Below are 17,497 nucleotides of genomic sequence, written 5' to 3'. Positions count from 1 at the left end.
TATTGTAAATCAGTAAGTTATTTTTTTGGCACATCTTTCGCAGTATTTCAATTATGTAATCGTTAATGTGAAAGGGTAGATGTATGTCAGCAATCCAATCTAGTTGTGCTTATTGTGGTGTCGGATGCGGCATTAGCGTGTCTTCAAATAAAGCGGATTGGACCGATATCGATGCTGTAGATTTAGAATTAGTCGGCGATAACATGCATCCTGCTAACTACGGTCATTTATGTGCCAAAGGCGAACGCTTACTCGACAGTTTAGCCCAACCGAATGTACTGCGTTACCCTAAACTACGATCTGGTATGCCACTTGATTGGGACCGTGCTAGCACCTTGATTGCCGATACATTTGCACAAACCATTGCTGAGCACGGCCCAGACTCTGTTGCGCTTTATCTATCAGGGCAATTACTCACTGAAGATTATTATGTAGCCAACAAGTTTGCCAAAGGCTTTTTAAAGACAGCCAACGTCGATACTAATTCACGGTTATGCATGTCGTCAGCGGTGAGTGCGATGCAACGCGCCTTTGGTGAAGATGTTGTACCTGGTTGTTACGACGACCTAGAGCAAGCTGATGTGATTGTGCTTGTAGGGGCCAATACTGCTTGGACTCATCCCGTTCTTTTTCAACGGATTTTAGCCGCAAAAAAAATCAATAATGCTCGTTTAGTGGTAATCGACCCGTTATCAACAGCCACAGCAAAACAAGCAGATTTACATTTAGCCATTAAACCGGGCGCTGATTTAACCTTGTTTCATGGCTTACTCGGTTACCTAGCAGATCAAAATCGTGTCGACCACGCGTATATTGCCGCACACACAGAAGGCTTTGATACCGTGGTTTTGCAGGCGCAACAATTAAGTGTCAATTTAGCCGATCTTGCCACACAAGTCGGTGTTTCTGTCACTCAGCTGACGCAATTCTATCAACTGGTAGCCAACAATAAAAAAGTACTTACGGCATCTTGTCAGGGGGTTAATCAGTCAACCATTGGCACCGATGCAACCAATGCGATGATTAATTGTCACCTTGCGTTAGGACACATCGGTCAAGCTGGCTGTGGATTCTTTTCGTTAACAGGGCAGCCCAATGCCATGGGCGGTCGTGAGGTCGGTGGGTTAGCCACTCAGTTAGCGTGTCATATGGGGTTTTCACAATCGGAGCAGCAGTTATTAGCTGATTTTTGGCAAGTTGACAGTGTTGCAGATCAAAAAGGTTTAGCAGCAGTTGAGATGTTTGATGCCCTTGCCGAAGGTAAAATCAAAGCGATTTGGATTATGGGCACCAATCCTGTGGTGTCTTTGCCCAACAGTGAAAAAATAGCACAAGCATTAGCCGATTGTCCTTTTGTGGTGGTGTCTGAAATCAGTCCTGATTCTGATACTGCCAAACTTGCTGATGTATTACTCCCAGCTCAAGGCTGGTCAGAAAAGTGCGGTACCGTCACTAATAGTGAGCGCACTATTACGCGTCAACGTGGCTTTATCACAGCCAAAGGCCAAGCTAAACCTGATTGGTGGGCGGTTAGCCAAGTCGCGAACAAAATGGGCTTTGATGGTTTTAATTTTGATGACAATGCCAGTGTATTTAGCGAGTTTGCAGCTTTATCCGCTAGAGTTAAACAAGCTTTTCCGACTAAGGTGTTTGATCTCACTGGACTAACAGATTTATCCAAAGCGCAATATGATGCACTAGCACCGACACAATGGCCTATTGCTTCGGCGACACAAATTGGTCAACAAAACGTGCGAGTTTTTAGCCAGGGAGAGTTTGCTACCGCGACGGGTAAAGCTCAGTTTGTTGCGCCTGCGGTTGTTAGTGTTTCGCAACAATCATTACCGAGTAACACCTTGTTATTAAACACTGGCCGCAGCCGAGATCAGTGGCATACCATGACTCGCACCGGACATATTGCTAGCTTACGAGCCAGTATTCCTGAGCCTGTCGTTCACCTGCATTCATCACAACTCAGTGCATTCTCTTTAACCGAAGGTGGCTTGGTCCGCATTGAAGCTATTCAAAATCAAATTGAACAATACTCCACAGAGACCGCTAACCCCGACCTTTTTACCCATGCCTCATTCACGATGGCTCGCGCTGTTGTCGATGATGACATACCGACAAATATGGCTTTGATGTCAATGCATTGGTCTGCGCAGTTTTCGCTGACCAAAGGCGTGAATCAGGTATTAGATGCTCGCGTCGACCCAATATCAAAACAACCAGGGTTTAAGTGTCAACCTGTGACATTAAGCTCTGTTGAACTGGCGCTGCAAGGGGTGGTTTTTGGTCAACACGACTCTTCTGCTCACGGGCTATGTTGGCAAGTTGCACAAACGCTAGAGAACGGAGTGTGTCATCACATCGGTTTTACTGATACCGACGACGGCTTTGCGTATCAAGCGACTGTGCATTCACTTAAGTGGACTTTAACGGTAGATGGCCAGCCTTTATATATCCAATGCAATATGGATAAAGGATTACTTAAAGCATTAAACGTCTTGTCTCATACTCAAGTCAATGTGGCCCTATATCAGATGAATGATTTTATTGGTAAGCCTGTCGATAAACAGTTAATTAAGCAGCTACATCAGCAAATAAAAGCCGGAAATAGTCCGTTAATCTGCGCTTGTACAGGGGTAATCGAAGCGAACATTAACGACGAAATCAATCAACAATTTAACGACCAAGTGATGAGTGACGGTTTAGCGAATATCAGTTTTGAGCAGGCGTTAGATAGCACCCAGTTATTACTCGGTTGCGGCCGTCAATGTGGCAGTTGTCATAGTGAAGTTAAGCAGTGTGCCAAGCAAAGTTGGCAAGACGCCTTATCTTATTCCGGCATTGAAGATCAACCATCAGTAGCAGAGGACGTAGCCTAATGAATACCGTAGAAGCAATGATAAAAGGTCGTCAACCTATAAGTACTTTAGGACATGCGGCGAATGAATTACACGCGGGTGATGTGGCTATTGTTGGTGCGGGTTGTGGTCAATTAGAGTTAATGACACTTAAGGCCGCTAGAATAGTGGCACAAGCTGAAGCGTTGGTGTTTGACAGTCTGGTGAGTAGTGACATTTTGACGTTAGTAACCCCTAGTTGTCAGCGTCACTTTGTGGGTAAACGCTGTGGTCAACCGAGTAAAAAGCAAGACGACATTAATGCCTTATTGCTGACATTGGCGCAGCAAGGATTAAAAGTGGTGCGCTTAAAGGGCGGCGATCCGCATATTTTTGGTAGAGGTGTAGAAGAAGCGCTTTACCTTGCACAAAATGGTATCCGTTCGCAATTTATTGCTGGTGTTACCGCGGCGTTAGGTTGTGCATCAAGTACCGGAATTCCATTAACGTATCGTGGTATGGCTCGCAGTGTTACGCTGATCACCGGCACCAAAATGACCGATGCCGATAATGCAAATGCACCTACGCAGTGGCAAGCATTATTAGCAGCGCAATCAACCTTGGTGTTTTATATGGGTAAAGAACAAGCGGCAAGCATTTCAATTGGGTTACTCGATGCTCAAAGTGCGGCTAATCTGCCGGTAGCATTTGTTACCAATGGTGGAAGACCGAATCAAATTGTTACTTATGCCACAGTCGCTTCTATGGCCGATGCCGCGTTAACCATTAAAGACTCTGGGCCGACGTTAATCATCATTGGTGAAGTGGTGTCTGTTGGTCAACAGCTGAATGCTTTGCTTGCCGATATTGATGTAGCTGCAACACAAACCTCATTTGAATATGGGCGTGAGGCTTTATATGCCTAAAATTGGTGAGTTAACGCTGACATCCGTGGATGAGTTTGACTTTCGTTTGCTGATAAAAGCATTAGGTAAGGGCGAAAAAGGCTCACGTGCATTAACGTTTGATGAGGCTTGCTTGCTGCTTGAAGGTTTTGCCAAAGGAAAAGTATCGCGTGTGCAAATGGCCAGTGCCATGATGCTCATGCGCGTGCGCGGTGAAACGACTGAAGAAATAGCAGGGATGGTGGCCGGTTTACGTCGTACTGTCGATAAAGGTTGGCATTCGCTTGAGGTTGATATCGATTGGCCTGTGTATGCGGGCAAGCGCGAACAGTTACCTTGGCTTTTACTGGTTGCTAAGTTATTGGCGAAACAAGGTATTCGGGTGATGTTACACGGTGACAGCCAAGCGTTACCTCATCGCCGTCATGTTGAATCATGTTTAGCATCACTTAATATTGCGTGTTGTACATCATCACAAATGGCCAAAGTGGTATTGCAGTCAGATAATATTGTTTATGTTCGAGCGGGTGACTTAGCACCAGTGTTAGATGAGTGTCGTCAATTACATCAAGAATTAGGTCTACGCAGTTTGATTCAAACCGCAGCGCGTTGCATGAACCCAACTAATGCACCTATAAGCCTTCGCAGTTATTTTCACCCTGGGTTAGATACGGTACACCAAGGAATATGCGAAATTTTATTTGAGAAAAGCGAATATCACGCCGGCAGTGTGGCTATTTTTAAAGGCTTACAAGGTGAAACCGAGTGTAATCCAAGAGTGGCTACCACGATAACTGTCGTCAACGGACAGACAGATAATATAGCGGTATCGAGCTTATCTATCCCTACGTTATTAGAAGGCTTTTCTGGTGCAAAAGTGGGTCAAGCTGAATTATCTAGCGACATTCTTGCGCTGTTATGGCGCGAAAAAGAGCCTTTTTCTGCTGATGCGCTGACATCATTAATGTCGCGCACCATGATTGAGCAGGCGCTTAGCAGTATGACGGCAACGTTGGCTGCAGTATTGTTATTACTTAACCACAAATTAAATACAGCGATTATTCCACAGGAATCAATTTCACCAGAATCCATTTCACAAAAATCAAATTCACAGAAGATTATGGCAGCGGAGCAAGCCGTTTACTTGAGTCAACAATGTTGGGCAAACCGCTTCAGTTCAACAAACAATCCATTAGCCAAATGGCTGAACGAGGAGTGGTTATGCGCAGTTTAATTTTTTGTGACCTGAGTTTTTCAGCTGTGCCAGTGGTCGATTGTGAAGTTGTAAAGTACCAAGCTTGTTTGGCAGCGTTTGGACATGTCACGGTGTTAACTTCTGTGAGCCAAATTGAGCAACGATTACATCAACAAACATTTGATACCTTGTTGATATTAACCGATACATTGCACGCTCAAATCCAAGGACTTATTCAGCGTACATTAACCAGTAAGCCAATGGTGATAGTTGTCAATGCCAAAACATGGCAGCAGACAGCATTAACCGAGTTACTTGATTGCGGTCGCATCACTTTTATTCCTGAGATGTTAAGTGTTAATCGTTTAACCAGTGTCATTAGTTTGGCCCAAGCACGTTTTAATGCTGCGAGTAAAACACTCGCCGAATTTAAGAAACTGGATGATGAAATCCGCAGTATAAAACTACTTAGTCAGGCCAAGCTTATCGTTATGCAGCAAGGGTTCGATGAAACCAAAGCGCACCAGATTATTCAACAACAAGCGATGCAAAAAGGTTTGTCATTAGCTCAAATGTCAGCGCAAATTATTGCTATTGTGACTCAGCATCATGGTAAGTCAAAATCACTAAACACCGCAGTGAACAACGATGGTGCGCCTCACTTTGGTGCGGTTGTGACCAAGATGGACAACAGTAGAGCATTTAGTAAAGGCTGTTGATTTTTTAAGGCTAATAAATCAATAGTTTAAGTCTTTTTTGTAGTTGGCATAGAGCCTGCAAACAATACATATAATGAATAAAGTATCAGATTGACGATAGTGTGAATGGCAGCAATTAACGGGGTCGTTTACCTCAACAATTTATTTTAAAAATTTGGATCTCAACAGGCAATGGCGCCAACTCCTTAAGCGGAGTTGGCGCCATTTTGCTTTTTACGGTCCAAGGCATGAAGGAGTTGGATATGGCAGTCTCAAAACCCAAGTTAGTGGTCGTTGGTAATGGCATGGTTGGTCATCATTTTATTGAGCAAGTGTGCAGTTTAGGTCTCAATAAAACGTTTGATGTGCACGTGTTTGGTGAAGAGCCGCGTCCAGCTTATGACCGAGTGCAGCTGTCAAAATATTTCGAGACCGGTAGCGCCGATCCACTGATGTTAACCAGCGCGCAAGATTATCAAGATTGGGGCATTACGCTTCACTTAAACACACCTATTACGGCAATTGATATTGCCGCCAAAACGGTGACTAGCGCGCAAGGTGATCATTATTCTTATACCCGCTTAGTGCTTGCAACGGGATCATTTCCATTTGTGCCACCGATACAAGGTAACGATCGTGCTCAATGCTTAGTGTATCGCACCATTGAAGATCTTGAATCGATTCAGGCCGCAGCTCAAAACAGTCAAGTTGGGGTGGTTGTTGGTGGTGGACTATTAGGTTTAGAAGCCGCCAATGCCATGATGCAGCTCGGGGTAAAAACACACGTTGTTGAGTTTGCACCACAATTGATGCCCGTTCAGCTAAATGATAAAGCGGGTGAATTACTGTGCAGTAAAATTGAACAGCTCGGCGTGAGTGTACATACTTCAAAAGCCACCACTGCGATTATTGACGGTGAAACGGCAATGCACCGAATGACCTTTAATGATGAGTCTTATCTTGAAACTGACATGATTGTGTTTTCTGCCGGTATTCGTCCACAAGATTCATTAGCTCGAGTTTCAAATATCTGTATCGGTGAACGTGGCGGCATTGAAATTGACGATTACTGTTTAACCTCAGCGCCCGATGTTTATGCCATCGGTGAGTGTGCGTTATGGCAACAAAAAATATTTGGTTTAGTTGCACCTGGTTACCAAATGGCCCGAGTGGTCGCTTCGCATATTGCTTCATTAACATCTAATAGCGTGTCGCAGTCATTTACCGGCGCAGACATGAGTACCAAACTTAAATTATTGGGTGTTGATGTGGCCGCTATTGGTGCTAGCCGTGGTTTTGATAACGCACAGTTTGTTGAGTTATCTGATAACCAAGCGGGTATTTATAAAAAATTATGGTTAGACGAAACCGGTAAATTTTTAAAAGGTGCAGTGCTGATTGGTGATAACAGCGATTACAGCCGCTTGCTCGATAGCTATTTGTCTCAAGACGAGATTGAAGGTTCCGCAGTTGAGTTATTGCTAGCCGGTGCAGAAAACGAAGCCGATTTAAAAGACACTTCTATAGTGTGTTCTTGTCATCAAGTAACCAAGGGCGACATTGTTGAGGCCGTGACCGCCGGCAACCATAAAATAGCTGAGATTAAAGCATGTACTCGTGCGGCATCGGGTTGTGGTGGTTGTGCGCCGTTAGTTCAAAAAATTATTGATCAAACCTTACAAGCTGCAGGACTCGATTTTAATGCCGGAATTTGCGCCCATTTTGATCATGACCGACAAGCCTTGTATCACTTATGCCAAGTCGAAGGCATTAATGATTTTAATACCTTAATCACTCAGCATGGAAAACCTTCAGCTAGTGGTCATACATATGGCTGTGATATTTGTAAACCTGCCGCCGCGTCCATATTTGCTAGCTTACAAAACCAATATGTGTTGAATCAAGATAGCAGTCATGTGCAACTGCAAGACACCAATGATGCTTACTTAGGCAACATCCAAAAAAACGGCACTTACTCTATTGTGCCGCGAGTCGCTGGTGGTGAAATTACCCCAACTAAGCTGATAGCCATGGGCCAAATTGCCCAAGAATATGACCTCTATACCAAAATAACCGGTGGCCAACGTATTGATATGTTTGGCGCAACGTTATCGCAGCTACCCGAAATTTGGAAAAAACTCATTGATGCTGGTTTTGAAACAGGCCATGCCTACGGTAAATCATTGCGCACGGTAAAATCCTGTGTTGGCAGCACTTGGTGTCGTTACGGGGTGCAAGACGCCGTTGGTTTCGCGATTGATTTAGAAAACCGTTACAAGGGCTTACGCAGTCCACATAAATTAAAATTTGCTGTGTCTGGATGTACTCGTGAATGTGCTGAAGCACAAAGCAAAGATATTGGCATTATCGCAACCGACAAAGGTTGGAACTTGTATGTTGCTGGCAATGGCGGTATGCGCCCCCGTCATGGTGATTTGTTTGCCACTGATTTATCCACTGAAGATCTCTATAAATATATCGATCGCATTTTGATGTTCTATGTCAAAACTGCAGACAAATTACAACGAACCTCGACTTGGATGGATTCATTAGAAGGTGGTCTAGCGTATTTAAAATCAGTCGTTATTGACGATGCATTGGGGATTAACTCGACCTTAGAGCAGCAGATGGACCATATTGCCGCGACATACCAATGTGAGTGGAAAACCAGCCTTGAACAACCGGCCTTTTTGGCGCGCTTTAATGAGTTTGTTAATCCAAATGATGCGCCAGAAGCAGATACCAGTGCTTACCAACGAATTCGTGAGCAACGTTTCCCGAGTGTTAAAGACGCAGGGGCAGGAACGATAGCTATTAACGATATTACAGACGATGCAGCACAACTCGCTGTGGAGGAATTAGCATGATTTGGGTCAATGTGTGTAGCGAAGCAAGCATGCCAAAAGGCACCGGAATAGCGGCTTGGGTAGCAGGACGTGCGGTTGCCATTTTCAATTTAGGGGATGACGGTTTATTTGCCCTTGATAATGTAGATCCTGCCAGTGGTGTGAGTTTATTGTCCCGAGGACTTATTTGTGAAATCGATGGTGAGCTTTGTGTTGCTTCGCCGCTTTATAAACAACATTACCGCTTGGATAGCGGACGTTGTATTGAAAATGTTGATTTAGTGGTTAAACCATTCGAAATTAAAACTGAACAAGGCAATGTTTTTGTCTTGGCTCAGTCATAAAGGGGTGCAATATGAGTGCTGAAAAATTTAATATTTTCTGTTTCCACGGCAAGATGAAAATCATGCATTTAAGTTGGATGGCGTTTTTTATCACCTTTGTTGTGTGGTTTAACGCAGCGCCACTTGTTAGCGTGATCGCCGACAGTTTAGGGCTGACTAAATCACAAATTAAGACCTTGTTGATCCTCAATGTGGCATTAACAATCCCGGCGCGGATTATCATTGGTATGGTAACCGACAAATATGGTCCAAGGATCACCTATTCTGCCTTATTGGGTATCTGTTCAATCCCTTGTTTTATGTTTGCGGTAGCCGACACTTTTGAGCAGTTAGCCTTAGCCCGATTTCTGATTGGCTTTATTGGTGCTGGTTTTGTGGTTGGTATCCGTATGGTGAGTGAATGGTTTCCGGCAAAAGAGTTAGGTACAGCAGAAGGCATTTATGGCGGATGGGGTAACTTTGGTTCAGCTGCAGCAGCCTTTACGTTACCTGCTGTTGCACTTGCTTTTGGTGGCCCAGACGGATGGCGCTATGCCATTGGCATTACCGGCTTAATGAGTTTGTTGTTTGCATTTGTTTATTACTTCAATGTGACCGATACCCCAAAAGGTTCGACTTACTTTAAGCCCAAAAAGGGCGGCGGCTTAGAAGTGACCAGTAAAAGTGACTATGTGTTACTGATCATTATGAAGGTGCCAATGTATGCCACGCTAGCGCTGTTAGGTTGGAAACTGTCTCCAGCAGGTGTGAGTATGTTTACTCAAGATGCAACCTACCTTATTTATCTTGGGTTGGTGGTGGTGTTCTTGTTCGATTTTTACCAAACATACCAAGTGAATAAACATTTGTTTTCAATGGAAGTACCTGAGTTTGAACGCTATCAATTTAAGCAAGTTGCTGTATTGAATGTGCTGTATTTCACTACATTTGGCTCTGAGCTTGCCGTGGTATCTATGTTGCCATTATTTTTTGCAGAAACGTTCGAGCTTGGCATGGCACAAGCGGGTATGTTGGCATCAAGCTATGCCTTTATGAATTTAATGTCTCGTCCTGGCGGTGGCTGGTTAAGTGATAAGTTTGGTCGTAAAACCACCTTGTTAATATTAACGGCAGGGTTAGCGATTGGTTATTTGTCGGTAGCACAAATCGACTCGTCATGGTCATTACCTTTGGCTGTCGCAGTCGTTATGGCATGTTCATTCTTTGTTCAAGGTGGCGAAGGGGCTGTGTTTGCTGCTGTGCCGCTGATTAAGCGTCGCTTAACAGGGCAAATAGCGGGTATGACAGGGGCTTATGGTAACGTCGGTGCAGTGTTTTTCTTAACCGTATATTCTATCGTATCCACTCAAATTTTCTTTTATGTGATTGCGATAAGTGCCGTATTTGGTTTTGTGACATTATTTTTTATGAAAGAACCCAAAGGTCATATTGCTGAAGTAAACGATCAAGGCGAAGTCACTTTAATCAGCGTAAGTTAGTGCTCGAGTAAAGTAGCCAGAGCAACATAGTGCCATAAAAACTCAAATTGTTTATGTTTAAGCAATTTGAGTTTTTATATTGATAAAACAGCTTAATCTTAGAGTGAGAGGTTTTATGGCTTCAGAGTCATTAGAACAAACGATGGATAGTGTAGATGCCATGCTTCCTTTTGCTGCAACTTTGCAGCTTGTTGTAGGCCAAGCTTCTGAAAAAGGACGTAAACTGCAAAATGAAGATGCCATAGGTATTCGTATTCCTTCAGGGATACCACTTACGTCGAAAGGTGTTGTTAGTGTTATCAGTGATGGTGTCAGTACCGCTGAAGGTGGGGCTCATGCGTCTGCCATTAGTGTTAGTAATTTTCTTGCAGATTATTATTCGACCCCAGAAACTTGGAGTGTGCAAACATCGAGTACCAAAGTATTAACAGCATTAAACCGTTGGCTGTATGGATTGGGGCAAGACTATCGCGATGCCAGACGTGGCTTTGTATGTACCTTTAGTGCATTGGTATTTAAGTCTTGTTCAGTGCACATGTTGCATGTGGGCGATTCACGTATTTATCGTTTTCGCCGAGGCGAATTACTGCAATTAACTCATGATCACAGTACTAATATTAACTCATCAAACCAATATCTTACTCGTGCTTTGGGGATGGATGTTAAATTAGATGTGGACTATAAAAGCTTGTCAGTTGAAGTTGACGACCTCTATTTACTGACAACGGATGGAGTTCATGACGTACTCACTGAATTTGAAATACACCGAAAATTGACAGCTCTTTGTCAGCAACATCCAACGCTTAGCGATGATTTGTGTGAACAATTCTGCTTAGCGTTGAATAAAAAGGCGTTCGATTTAGGCAGTAAAGATAATCTCAGTGCGCAGTTATTAAGTGTCAGACAATTACCTAAACAAGCTATCGATGATGTGTACCAAAGCTTGTCGCGTCAACCATTCCCCCCCCCACTTAGCGTTGGAATGAAACTTGATGGATATCAGGTAACTCATATACTTCATCAATCACAACGCAGCCAAGTGTATAGAGTCGTCAATGGGCAAAACCAAGTCTTTTGCATGAAAACACCTTCCGTCAATTACATAGATGATGCCGCTTACATAGAGCGCTTTATGTTAGAAAGCTGGGTAGGGCAGCGCATTAGCAGTGCTCATGTCGTTAAGGTTGTAGAGCAACATAACATAAAGTCCGCTTTGTATTATGTCACCGAGTTTTTATCGGGGATAAGCTTAGGTGAATGGTTAACTCAACATAAAAAGGCCCCAGTAGAAGAGGTGTTACTGTTGCTAAAACAAATCGAATTAGGGATAAGAGCATTTCACCGTCGCGAAACGCTGCATCAAGATTTAAAACCGGATAATATTTTTATCACCCGAGAAGGGGTAGTTAAAATCATCGATTTTGGTTCTTGTTATATCAAAGGAGTGGCAGAAATTAGTAGTCCGTTAACTCGAGATCGTATTTTGGGTACGGCTGATTACACTGCCCCTGAAGTTATACTGGGTTATAAGGCCGATGGTCGTGCCGATTTATTTTCGCTTGCAGTGATTGCTTTTGAGATGTTGGCTGGGCAATTGCCTTTTAAAGGCAAACTCGAGAAATGCCGAACGCGGCAGGATTACCAACGTTTAGAATATATTAGTGTACATAAATTAAACCCAATGGTGCCAGAGTGGATTGACGTAGCATTAAAAAAAGCACTCAATGTTGAACCTAATTTACGCCAAGCGGATACCTGTGAATTAATTCATCAATTAACCACTGCCAAAGCGAATCACACAATAAATGATTATGTGCCCATTATAACTCGCAACCCAGTACGTTTTTGGCAAGTGATTTCAATCGTGTTGTTTATATGTTTAGTGGCTTCTTTGCTGAATAATTGATTATGAGAGTGCGTTTTAAACATAAAGCTTACAAGTGAGTAGTAAATTAATACGTATAAATAAATTAACTTATTAATAAATAATTATATTTTATGTGATAATTTTTCACATTGAAATAATTATTTATAACCCTATCTATATCAATAGCGCTATTCATATCTACTATCCGCCTACATCAAAAAAACGTAAATAGCATTAATTATTAAAAAATAAAATTCCATTATTTAAAAAATAAATTTTTTGTCATACGTGTTGTTTTTTATTTTCAAAAAACTAACATAAAATTGATTTAGATCAATTTATTAGATGAACTATTGCAATTAAGTCTGGGGGTGGAATTAATATAACCTATAGGTCTATGTTGGTTTAATACTCAAGGTTGATTCGAATGTGGTATGACAGAGCCACAATATCGAAACAATGAATGTAAAAGTTATTAAGCGACATGAATAAGATGTTCTTGATGTTTAATAACCCGGGGACATGAATATGACCTTGAACAAGCGTAAATATCAATATTACCTTAATGCAACAACTGAGGTTCTAGCTATTTTTCTGTGTGTGATGTCTTTTTCTAGCCTTGGCCAACAAGACTTGAGTGATATTAATGAACTTGCCATAGGCATTAATAATACAGCCAATGTAACTCAGTTTGGTGATGCACTATCCATTAATTTAAATCAAAGCGGTTTCAATAATCAGTTTGATTCAAGTCAATTTGGCTACAACAATCAAATTTTTACTCATCAACAAGGCATATTCAATGGCGTTACTGTATTCCAGTCCGGGACGGATATTGAAGCCAGTATCTACCAATCAGGGTTTAGTAATCGAGTTATTGCCAGTCAGGCAGGAAGCAATTTGCTAATGGATGTGAGTCAAATTGGAACACACAACTTAGCAGTTATTCGTCAGACCGGAAGTGATAATACCATTATGATCCAGCAGAATGGTTATGGAAGTGCTGTTGGCGTTATTCAATGGGGAACAATGCAAAACGTTAGCGTGACTCAGAGTAATTAATTTGAGTTATTTATTTCAACCAAATGAAGGGAAATACAAAGATGAAATATTCTAAATTAGCTTTATTAATCTCAGCAGCTTTATTGACCTCTGCTGGTGCGTATGCAGGCAGTAACGAAGCCGATGTTAGTCAAGAGGGAGAGCTAAATACCGCGGTGGTTGTTCAACAAAGCAATAGTGTTGCTAATAATGCAACTATTGAGCAGCTCGGTAATAATAATCTTTCAACTATTTTACAGGCAGAAACGGCAAACTCCCAAGCTTCATCAAATCAGGAGGGAAATGATAATACATCTTTGATTGACCAACATAATGCAACAAGTACAGCTAGTGCCTTTGTAAAATCAGTTGGTGACGGTAACGAAGCAGATATAACACAAGAATTTTTTAATGGTGAAAATGCGCAAGCAACTGTTAATCAAATGGGCAACGGTAACTTAGCAACCATCACTCAAAATGATGGTGATGGTGCACATTCTACGGTTAATCAAACTGGAAGTGAGGATACTGCTGAAGTTTATAATCATTGGTCAGATTATGCAGATGCAACCATTAATCAATCCGGCAACTCTAGCAATAATGCTTATATTCAACAGGAAGCGTCAGATGCTGCAAGTGCGTCGTTAACCCAAATTGGTTCAAACAACGATGGTGATATATTGCAAAATAACCAGAATTATGGCGGCTCAGGTAGCGATGATACGGTCGCAACATTAGAGCAGATAGGTAATGGTAACATTGGTTTAGTTGAGCAAGCAGGTTTGTCTAACATGGCTGATGTATATCAAAATGGTGAATCTCATGATGCACATGTGACACAAAATGGCGGTAATCATGAAGCTCAAGTTAACCAATATGGTTTAAATCAAGTCGCAACGGTAATGCAAATGGACTTTGAGCATGTTGCAACCGTCAATCAGTCCAATGTAGGCAACACTGCGACAGTGACTCAAAGTTCTTTAACTCTTGGGAATGGCAACGGTAACGGTAATTCAGGTTCTGGTAATAGTGCGACTGTAGACCAAGAGGGTATGGATGATACCGCTACGGTTGCGCAAGCGGGTTTCGCAAACGAAGCCGTAGTGTTTCAAGGGGAGTACAGTTTTGATAACACAATTACAATCACCCAGTCGGGTCATCATAACTATGCAGGTGCATCAACTGACGATGGCGGATTAAGTACCGTTACAGTAAATCAAACTGGGCATCATAATGAAGTTAATAGCAAACCCAATGGCAGCAACTTTTATGGTGAAGGGATCGGTGCTGGAACGTGGGGGGCCGATAATGTCGTTATGGTTGATCAAGATGGCCATCATAACAAGGCCTATGCTGATGCTGCTGATTTGTCATCAGTTATTGATATAGACCAGTCTGGACATCATAACGAAGCATATGCTGAATCTGAATGGGGCGAAGCTAACGAAATTGTTATCGATCAAACTGGTGGCAATCATTTAGCTGATGTATATGTCTCTGGTGATGGCAGCAATGTGGTTTATGTTACCCAAACCGATATCAATAATTCAGCAGTTGTAAGCAGCATAGGGTTTGGTAATACAGTGACGATTACTCAAGGTATGTAGTACTAAAGTATAATGAAGGGTGTGTAAGCACCCTTTTGACTAATTGTTATGCAGTAATCCACTTGCTAAACTTATAGATGTTGATATGGACTTAATATCAATATGATAGTTTCTTTATACCACCGTTTATTCATACCACATGGAGTGTTAGGAATGTTTAAAGTTGAAAATTGGATGATCGTTTCGCGTTCGCAGCTGCTCATTGACTTACTCGAATCACGCTGGCCACAAGAATTTTTGGTTAGATTAACCAAGGCTCAGCCGAGTAATATGTCGAAGTTACTTTCCACACAAACCAACTCAATAGTGGTTTTCGATTTAGCAACGATTGATCTCCAGCAAGCATATCAATTACAGCGTGTTATTGAACGTGAATATTGTGGTGTTCGTACCGTTTTTCTAAATTTCCCCAAACAAGTTGATGCAAAATTTTTAATTCATCCATCGACCACAACGGGTGTCTTCTATACCAATGCTAATTTAGCTGATGTTAGTAGCGGCTTAAATGAAATACTCAAAGGCCGTAGTGTCATCCCTCAAGATCTCTATCAATCGTTAATGAGTATTAACCATGACGATGACAGTGAGCAACTGACCATTCGTGAACGTGAGGTATTACAAACGTTATTGTCTGGTAGTACTAATCTCGATATCGCTAATCAACTATTTGTCAGTGAATCTACCATTAAAACGCATCTCTATCGTGCGTTTCGAAAAATTGGTGTGTCTAGTCGTGGTCAAGCCATTGCTTGGGCACAAACTCACATGCATGAGGTGAGAGTGTGAAATATCCATCAGTGATACTCATTTGCTTGATTGCGAGTCAAGCCGTTTTATTAAGTGATGCTATCGCTGATGATCGTAAAGATGTTGACGTTAATGTTCCAGAATTTACAAAAGCTAACATTGCCCCCACCACAGATGAAGTTATTCCAGAATCCACCGCCTCAAAAGCTCAAGAGAATTTATTGCAGTCAATTGAACCTGTAGCGAGTGTCAGTGATGCAAAGCCTAAGCGTGAAGCTGATTTAATTGACGGATTAATCTTAAATAGAGCCATGACAAGATTTGGCCACCGTTTTTATCGAGAATTTGTTAGCGCTTATCGTGATATCAATGGCATGAGCAACCACTCGGGGCTCACTGTTGTAGAACAAGCCACTGCAAGAAGTGGTAGTAAAATTTTAGTGTTGCATAATCGCAAGCCGGTTTTTGTGACGTTTTTATCCCCAGCATCGCGAAATATTGATGCACAAGCGAACATGGCAGCAAAGCGGGTCAATGCTTCCCTGTTGCAATATCAACAACAGGTAAGATGGGCGGCATTTTCAGACCCCGATCTTGCTCCTGATGAGTTTTAGTAGGGAATGTATATGAAAAAATTATTACTAATTTTATCAATAACATCATTTAGTTTTCCCTTAGCCGCGACGCAACTGGTATATACCCCAGTTAACCCTGCGTTTGGGGGCAGTTACCTTAATGGTAGTTATTTATTGGCAAATGCGTCAGCGCAAAATGAACATCAAGGTGGTTCCTCCTATGTTGCCCCTACTGCGCTGGACAGGCTTGCTAGTTCATTACAGTCACGCTTAATGAGCCAACTGTTTAATGATGCGGCAAATGGTGGTGAAGGTTATTTAAAAACCGATGACTTTGAGATAAATGTGGTCAATGAAGATGGATCGTTACTGGTTCACATTACTGATTTATTAACCGGCGAGACGACCATCATCGAAGTTGGTGGTATTGTCGGCGCATCAACAGGGGGCTAATCATGAAAAGACTACTGCTTAGCTTATTTATCCTATCTTTGAGCGCGTGTTCTTCGATAGAAAGTGAATTCGACGGTATTGAAGCTACCACGAGTTTAATGCCAAAGGGCGAGACTTATTACGATTTAGTCAGTTTACCATCCCCCCAAGGAAGTATGGTGGCTGCAGTGTATGATTTCCGTGATCAAACGGGCCAATACAAGCCGATACCTTCGAGTAACTTTTCAACTGCAGTACCTCAGTCTGGAACGGCTTTCTTAGCTCAGGCGCTCAATGATTCTGCTTGGTTTGTGCCTGTTGAGCGTGAAGGGTTACAAAATTTACTGACAGAACGAAAAATTGTTCGTGCAGGACTCAATGGTGATGCCAGTAAGTTGCCACAATTAAACAGTGCCCAAATTCTTATGGAAGGTGGCATAGTGGCTTACGATACCAATATTAAAACCGGTGGCGCAGGTGCTCGTTATTTGGGGATCGGCGTATCGGGTCAATACCGTGTCGATAGTATAACGGTTAATTTACGCGCGGTTGATATCCGTACCGGTCGATTATTAAGCAGTGTAACAACCACTAAGGCCGTTATTTCAAAAGAAATTACTGCTGGTGTATTTAAATTTATTGATGCGCAAGAATTATTAGAGTCAGAGGCGGGTTATACCTCAAATGAACCTGTGAGTTTGTGTATTGCCGCGGCAATAGAAAGTGCGGTCGTACATATGATTGCCGACGGTATTTGGAAACGAGCTTGGAATTTACTTGATGCAGCATCTGGAGTAAAAAACCCAACATTACAAAAATACTGGTTAGAAGCACATACTGAAAATCAAGTATTAGAACGGATTAAGCAAAGCTAGTCGTATTGATACATTTGTATAGTAATAGAGAATATTTATAA

The 17,497-nt window shown here is 42.2% G+C and carries 14 protein-coding genes; all 14 read left to right on the top strand.

The genetic code is table 11. The annotated features are described in order from the left end of the window. The first annotated feature begins 83 nt into the window (after positions 1-83). Entirely contained in the window at positions 84-2,888 is a 2,805-nt protein-coding gene (locus tag AAEY99_RS11430) for a molybdopterin oxidoreductase family protein (protein ID WP_351010554.1), read from the top strand. Beyond that, positions 2,888-3,772 carry a uroporphyrinogen-III C-methyltransferase gene (gene cobA / locus AAEY99_RS11425; protein ID WP_351010552.1) on the top strand — a complete coding sequence of 295 codons (885 nt, stop codon included), beginning with the start codon at positions 2,888-2,890 and terminating at the stop codon, positions 3,770-3,772. The genes AAEY99_RS11430 and cobA overlap by 1 nt, the downstream gene beginning before the upstream one ends. After that, complete coding sequence (locus AAEY99_RS11420) at positions 3,765-4,985, top strand: glycosyl transferase (protein ID WP_351010551.1); 1,221 nt, start codon at positions 3,765-3,767, stop codon at positions 4,983-4,985. Before cobA ends, AAEY99_RS11420 begins: the two co-directional genes overlap by 8 nt. Continuing rightward, the gene (locus AAEY99_RS11415) at positions 4,973-5,665 is read left to right on the top strand and encodes an ANTAR domain-containing response regulator (RefSeq protein WP_162023376.1); all 693 of its coding nucleotides are present in this window, start codon (positions 4,973-4,975) and stop codon (positions 5,663-5,665) included. Before AAEY99_RS11420 ends, AAEY99_RS11415 begins: the two co-directional genes overlap by 13 nt. A 242-nt stretch (positions 5,666-5,907) precedes the next feature. Further along, the gene (gene nirB, locus AAEY99_RS11410) at positions 5,908-8,511 is read left to right on the top strand and encodes a nitrite reductase large subunit NirB (protein WP_351010549.1); all 2,604 of its coding nucleotides are present in this window, start codon (positions 5,908-5,910) and stop codon (positions 8,509-8,511) included. Next, the gene (gene nirD, locus AAEY99_RS11405) at positions 8,508-8,834 is read left to right on the top strand and encodes a nitrite reductase small subunit NirD (RefSeq protein WP_101086822.1); all 327 of its coding nucleotides are present in this window, start codon (positions 8,508-8,510) and stop codon (positions 8,832-8,834) included. The genes nirB and nirD overlap by 4 nt, the downstream gene beginning before the upstream one ends. 11 nt (positions 8,835-8,845) lie before the next feature. Beyond that, positions 8,846-10,312, top strand: a complete 1,467-nt coding sequence (locus tag AAEY99_RS11400) for a NarK family nitrate/nitrite MFS transporter (RefSeq protein WP_101086823.1) — start codon at positions 8,846-8,848, stop codon at positions 10,310-10,312. A gap of 115 nt (positions 10,313-10,427) precedes the next feature. After that, positions 10,428-12,218, top strand: coding sequence for a bifunctional protein-serine/threonine kinase/phosphatase (locus AAEY99_RS11395; protein WP_351010548.1), 1,791 nt, complete (start codon positions 10,428-10,430; stop codon positions 12,216-12,218). Between the two features lie 489 nt (positions 12,219-12,707). Continuing rightward, positions 12,708-13,241, top strand: a complete 534-nt coding sequence (locus tag AAEY99_RS11390; RefSeq protein WP_351010547.1) for a curlin — start codon at positions 12,708-12,710, stop codon at positions 13,239-13,241. 41 nt (positions 13,242-13,282) lie between these two features. Continuing rightward, a complete protein-coding gene (locus AAEY99_RS11385; protein WP_351010546.1) occupies positions 13,283-14,827 on the top strand; it encodes a curlin in 1,545 nt (514 codons plus the stop codon). A gap of 153 nt (positions 14,828-14,980) precedes the next feature. Further along, positions 14,981-15,613 carry a LuxR C-terminal-related transcriptional regulator gene (locus AAEY99_RS11380; protein ID WP_351010545.1) on the top strand — a complete coding sequence of 211 codons (633 nt, stop codon included), beginning with the start codon at positions 14,981-14,983 and terminating at the stop codon, positions 15,611-15,613. Beyond that, positions 15,610-16,188, top strand: coding sequence for a curli production assembly/transport protein CsgE (locus tag AAEY99_RS11375; protein ID WP_242445135.1), 579 nt, complete (start codon positions 15,610-15,612; stop codon positions 16,186-16,188). Before AAEY99_RS11380 ends, AAEY99_RS11375 begins: the two co-directional genes overlap by 4 nt. Positions 16,189-16,200: 12 nt before the next feature. Next, a complete protein-coding gene (locus AAEY99_RS11370) occupies positions 16,201-16,602 on the top strand; it encodes a curli assembly protein CsgF (RefSeq protein ID WP_123776865.1) in 402 nt (133 codons plus the stop codon). Positions 16,603-16,604: 2 nt separating this feature from the next. Further along, the gene (locus AAEY99_RS11365) at positions 16,605-17,456 is read left to right on the top strand and encodes a CsgG/HfaB family protein (protein WP_350997025.1); all 852 of its coding nucleotides are present in this window, start codon (positions 16,605-16,607) and stop codon (positions 17,454-17,456) included. Positions 17,457-17,497 lie beyond the last annotated feature (41 nt).

This window comes from Shewanella sp. S1-58-MNA-CIBAN-0166 (genome assembly GCF_040310085.1).
Classification (GTDB): Bacteria; Pseudomonadota; Gammaproteobacteria; order Enterobacterales; family Shewanellaceae; genus Shewanella.
The sequence above is the reverse complement of the archived record's forward strand: the minus strand, read 5'-3'. Positions and strand labels throughout refer to the sequence as shown.

Bases quoted from the DNA above. Each gene is read 5' to 3' on its own strand.
- AAEY99_RS11420 (WP_351010551.1), top strand. From the start codon at position 3,765: ATGCCTAAAATTGGTGAGTTAACGCTGACATCCGTGGATGAGTTTGAC.
- AAEY99_RS11430 (WP_351010554.1), top strand. From the start codon at position 84: ATGTCAGCAATCCAATCTAGTTGTGCTTATTGTGGTGTCGGATGCGGC.
- AAEY99_RS11380 (WP_351010545.1), top strand. From the start codon at position 14,981: ATGTTTAAAGTTGAAAATTGGATGATCGTTTCGCGTTCGCAGCTGCTC.
- nirB (WP_351010549.1), top strand. From the start codon at position 5,908: ATGGCAGTCTCAAAACCCAAGTTAGTGGTCGTTGGTAATGGCATGGTT.
- cobA (WP_351010552.1), top strand. From the start codon at position 2,888: ATGAATACCGTAGAAGCAATGATAAAAGGTCGTCAACCTATAAGTACT.
- AAEY99_RS11385 (WP_351010546.1), top strand. From the start codon at position 13,283: ATGAAATATTCTAAATTAGCTTTATTAATCTCAGCAGCTTTATTGACC.
- AAEY99_RS11400 (WP_101086823.1), top strand. From the start codon at position 8,846: ATGAGTGCTGAAAAATTTAATATTTTCTGTTTCCACGGCAAGATGAAA.
- nirD (WP_101086822.1), top strand. From the start codon at position 8,508: ATGATTTGGGTCAATGTGTGTAGCGAAGCAAGCATGCCAAAAGGCACC.
- AAEY99_RS11365 (WP_350997025.1), top strand. From the start codon at position 16,605: ATGAAAAGACTACTGCTTAGCTTATTTATCCTATCTTTGAGCGCGTGT.
- AAEY99_RS11395 (WP_351010548.1), top strand. From the start codon at position 10,428: ATGGCTTCAGAGTCATTAGAACAAACGATGGATAGTGTAGATGCCATG.
- AAEY99_RS11390 (WP_351010547.1), top strand. From the start codon at position 12,708: ATGACCTTGAACAAGCGTAAATATCAATATTACCTTAATGCAACAACT.
- AAEY99_RS11370 (WP_123776865.1), top strand. From the start codon at position 16,201: ATGAAAAAATTATTACTAATTTTATCAATAACATCATTTAGTTTTCCC.
- AAEY99_RS11415 (WP_162023376.1), top strand. From the start codon at position 4,973: ATGCGCAGTTTAATTTTTTGTGACCTGAGTTTTTCAGCTGTGCCAGTG.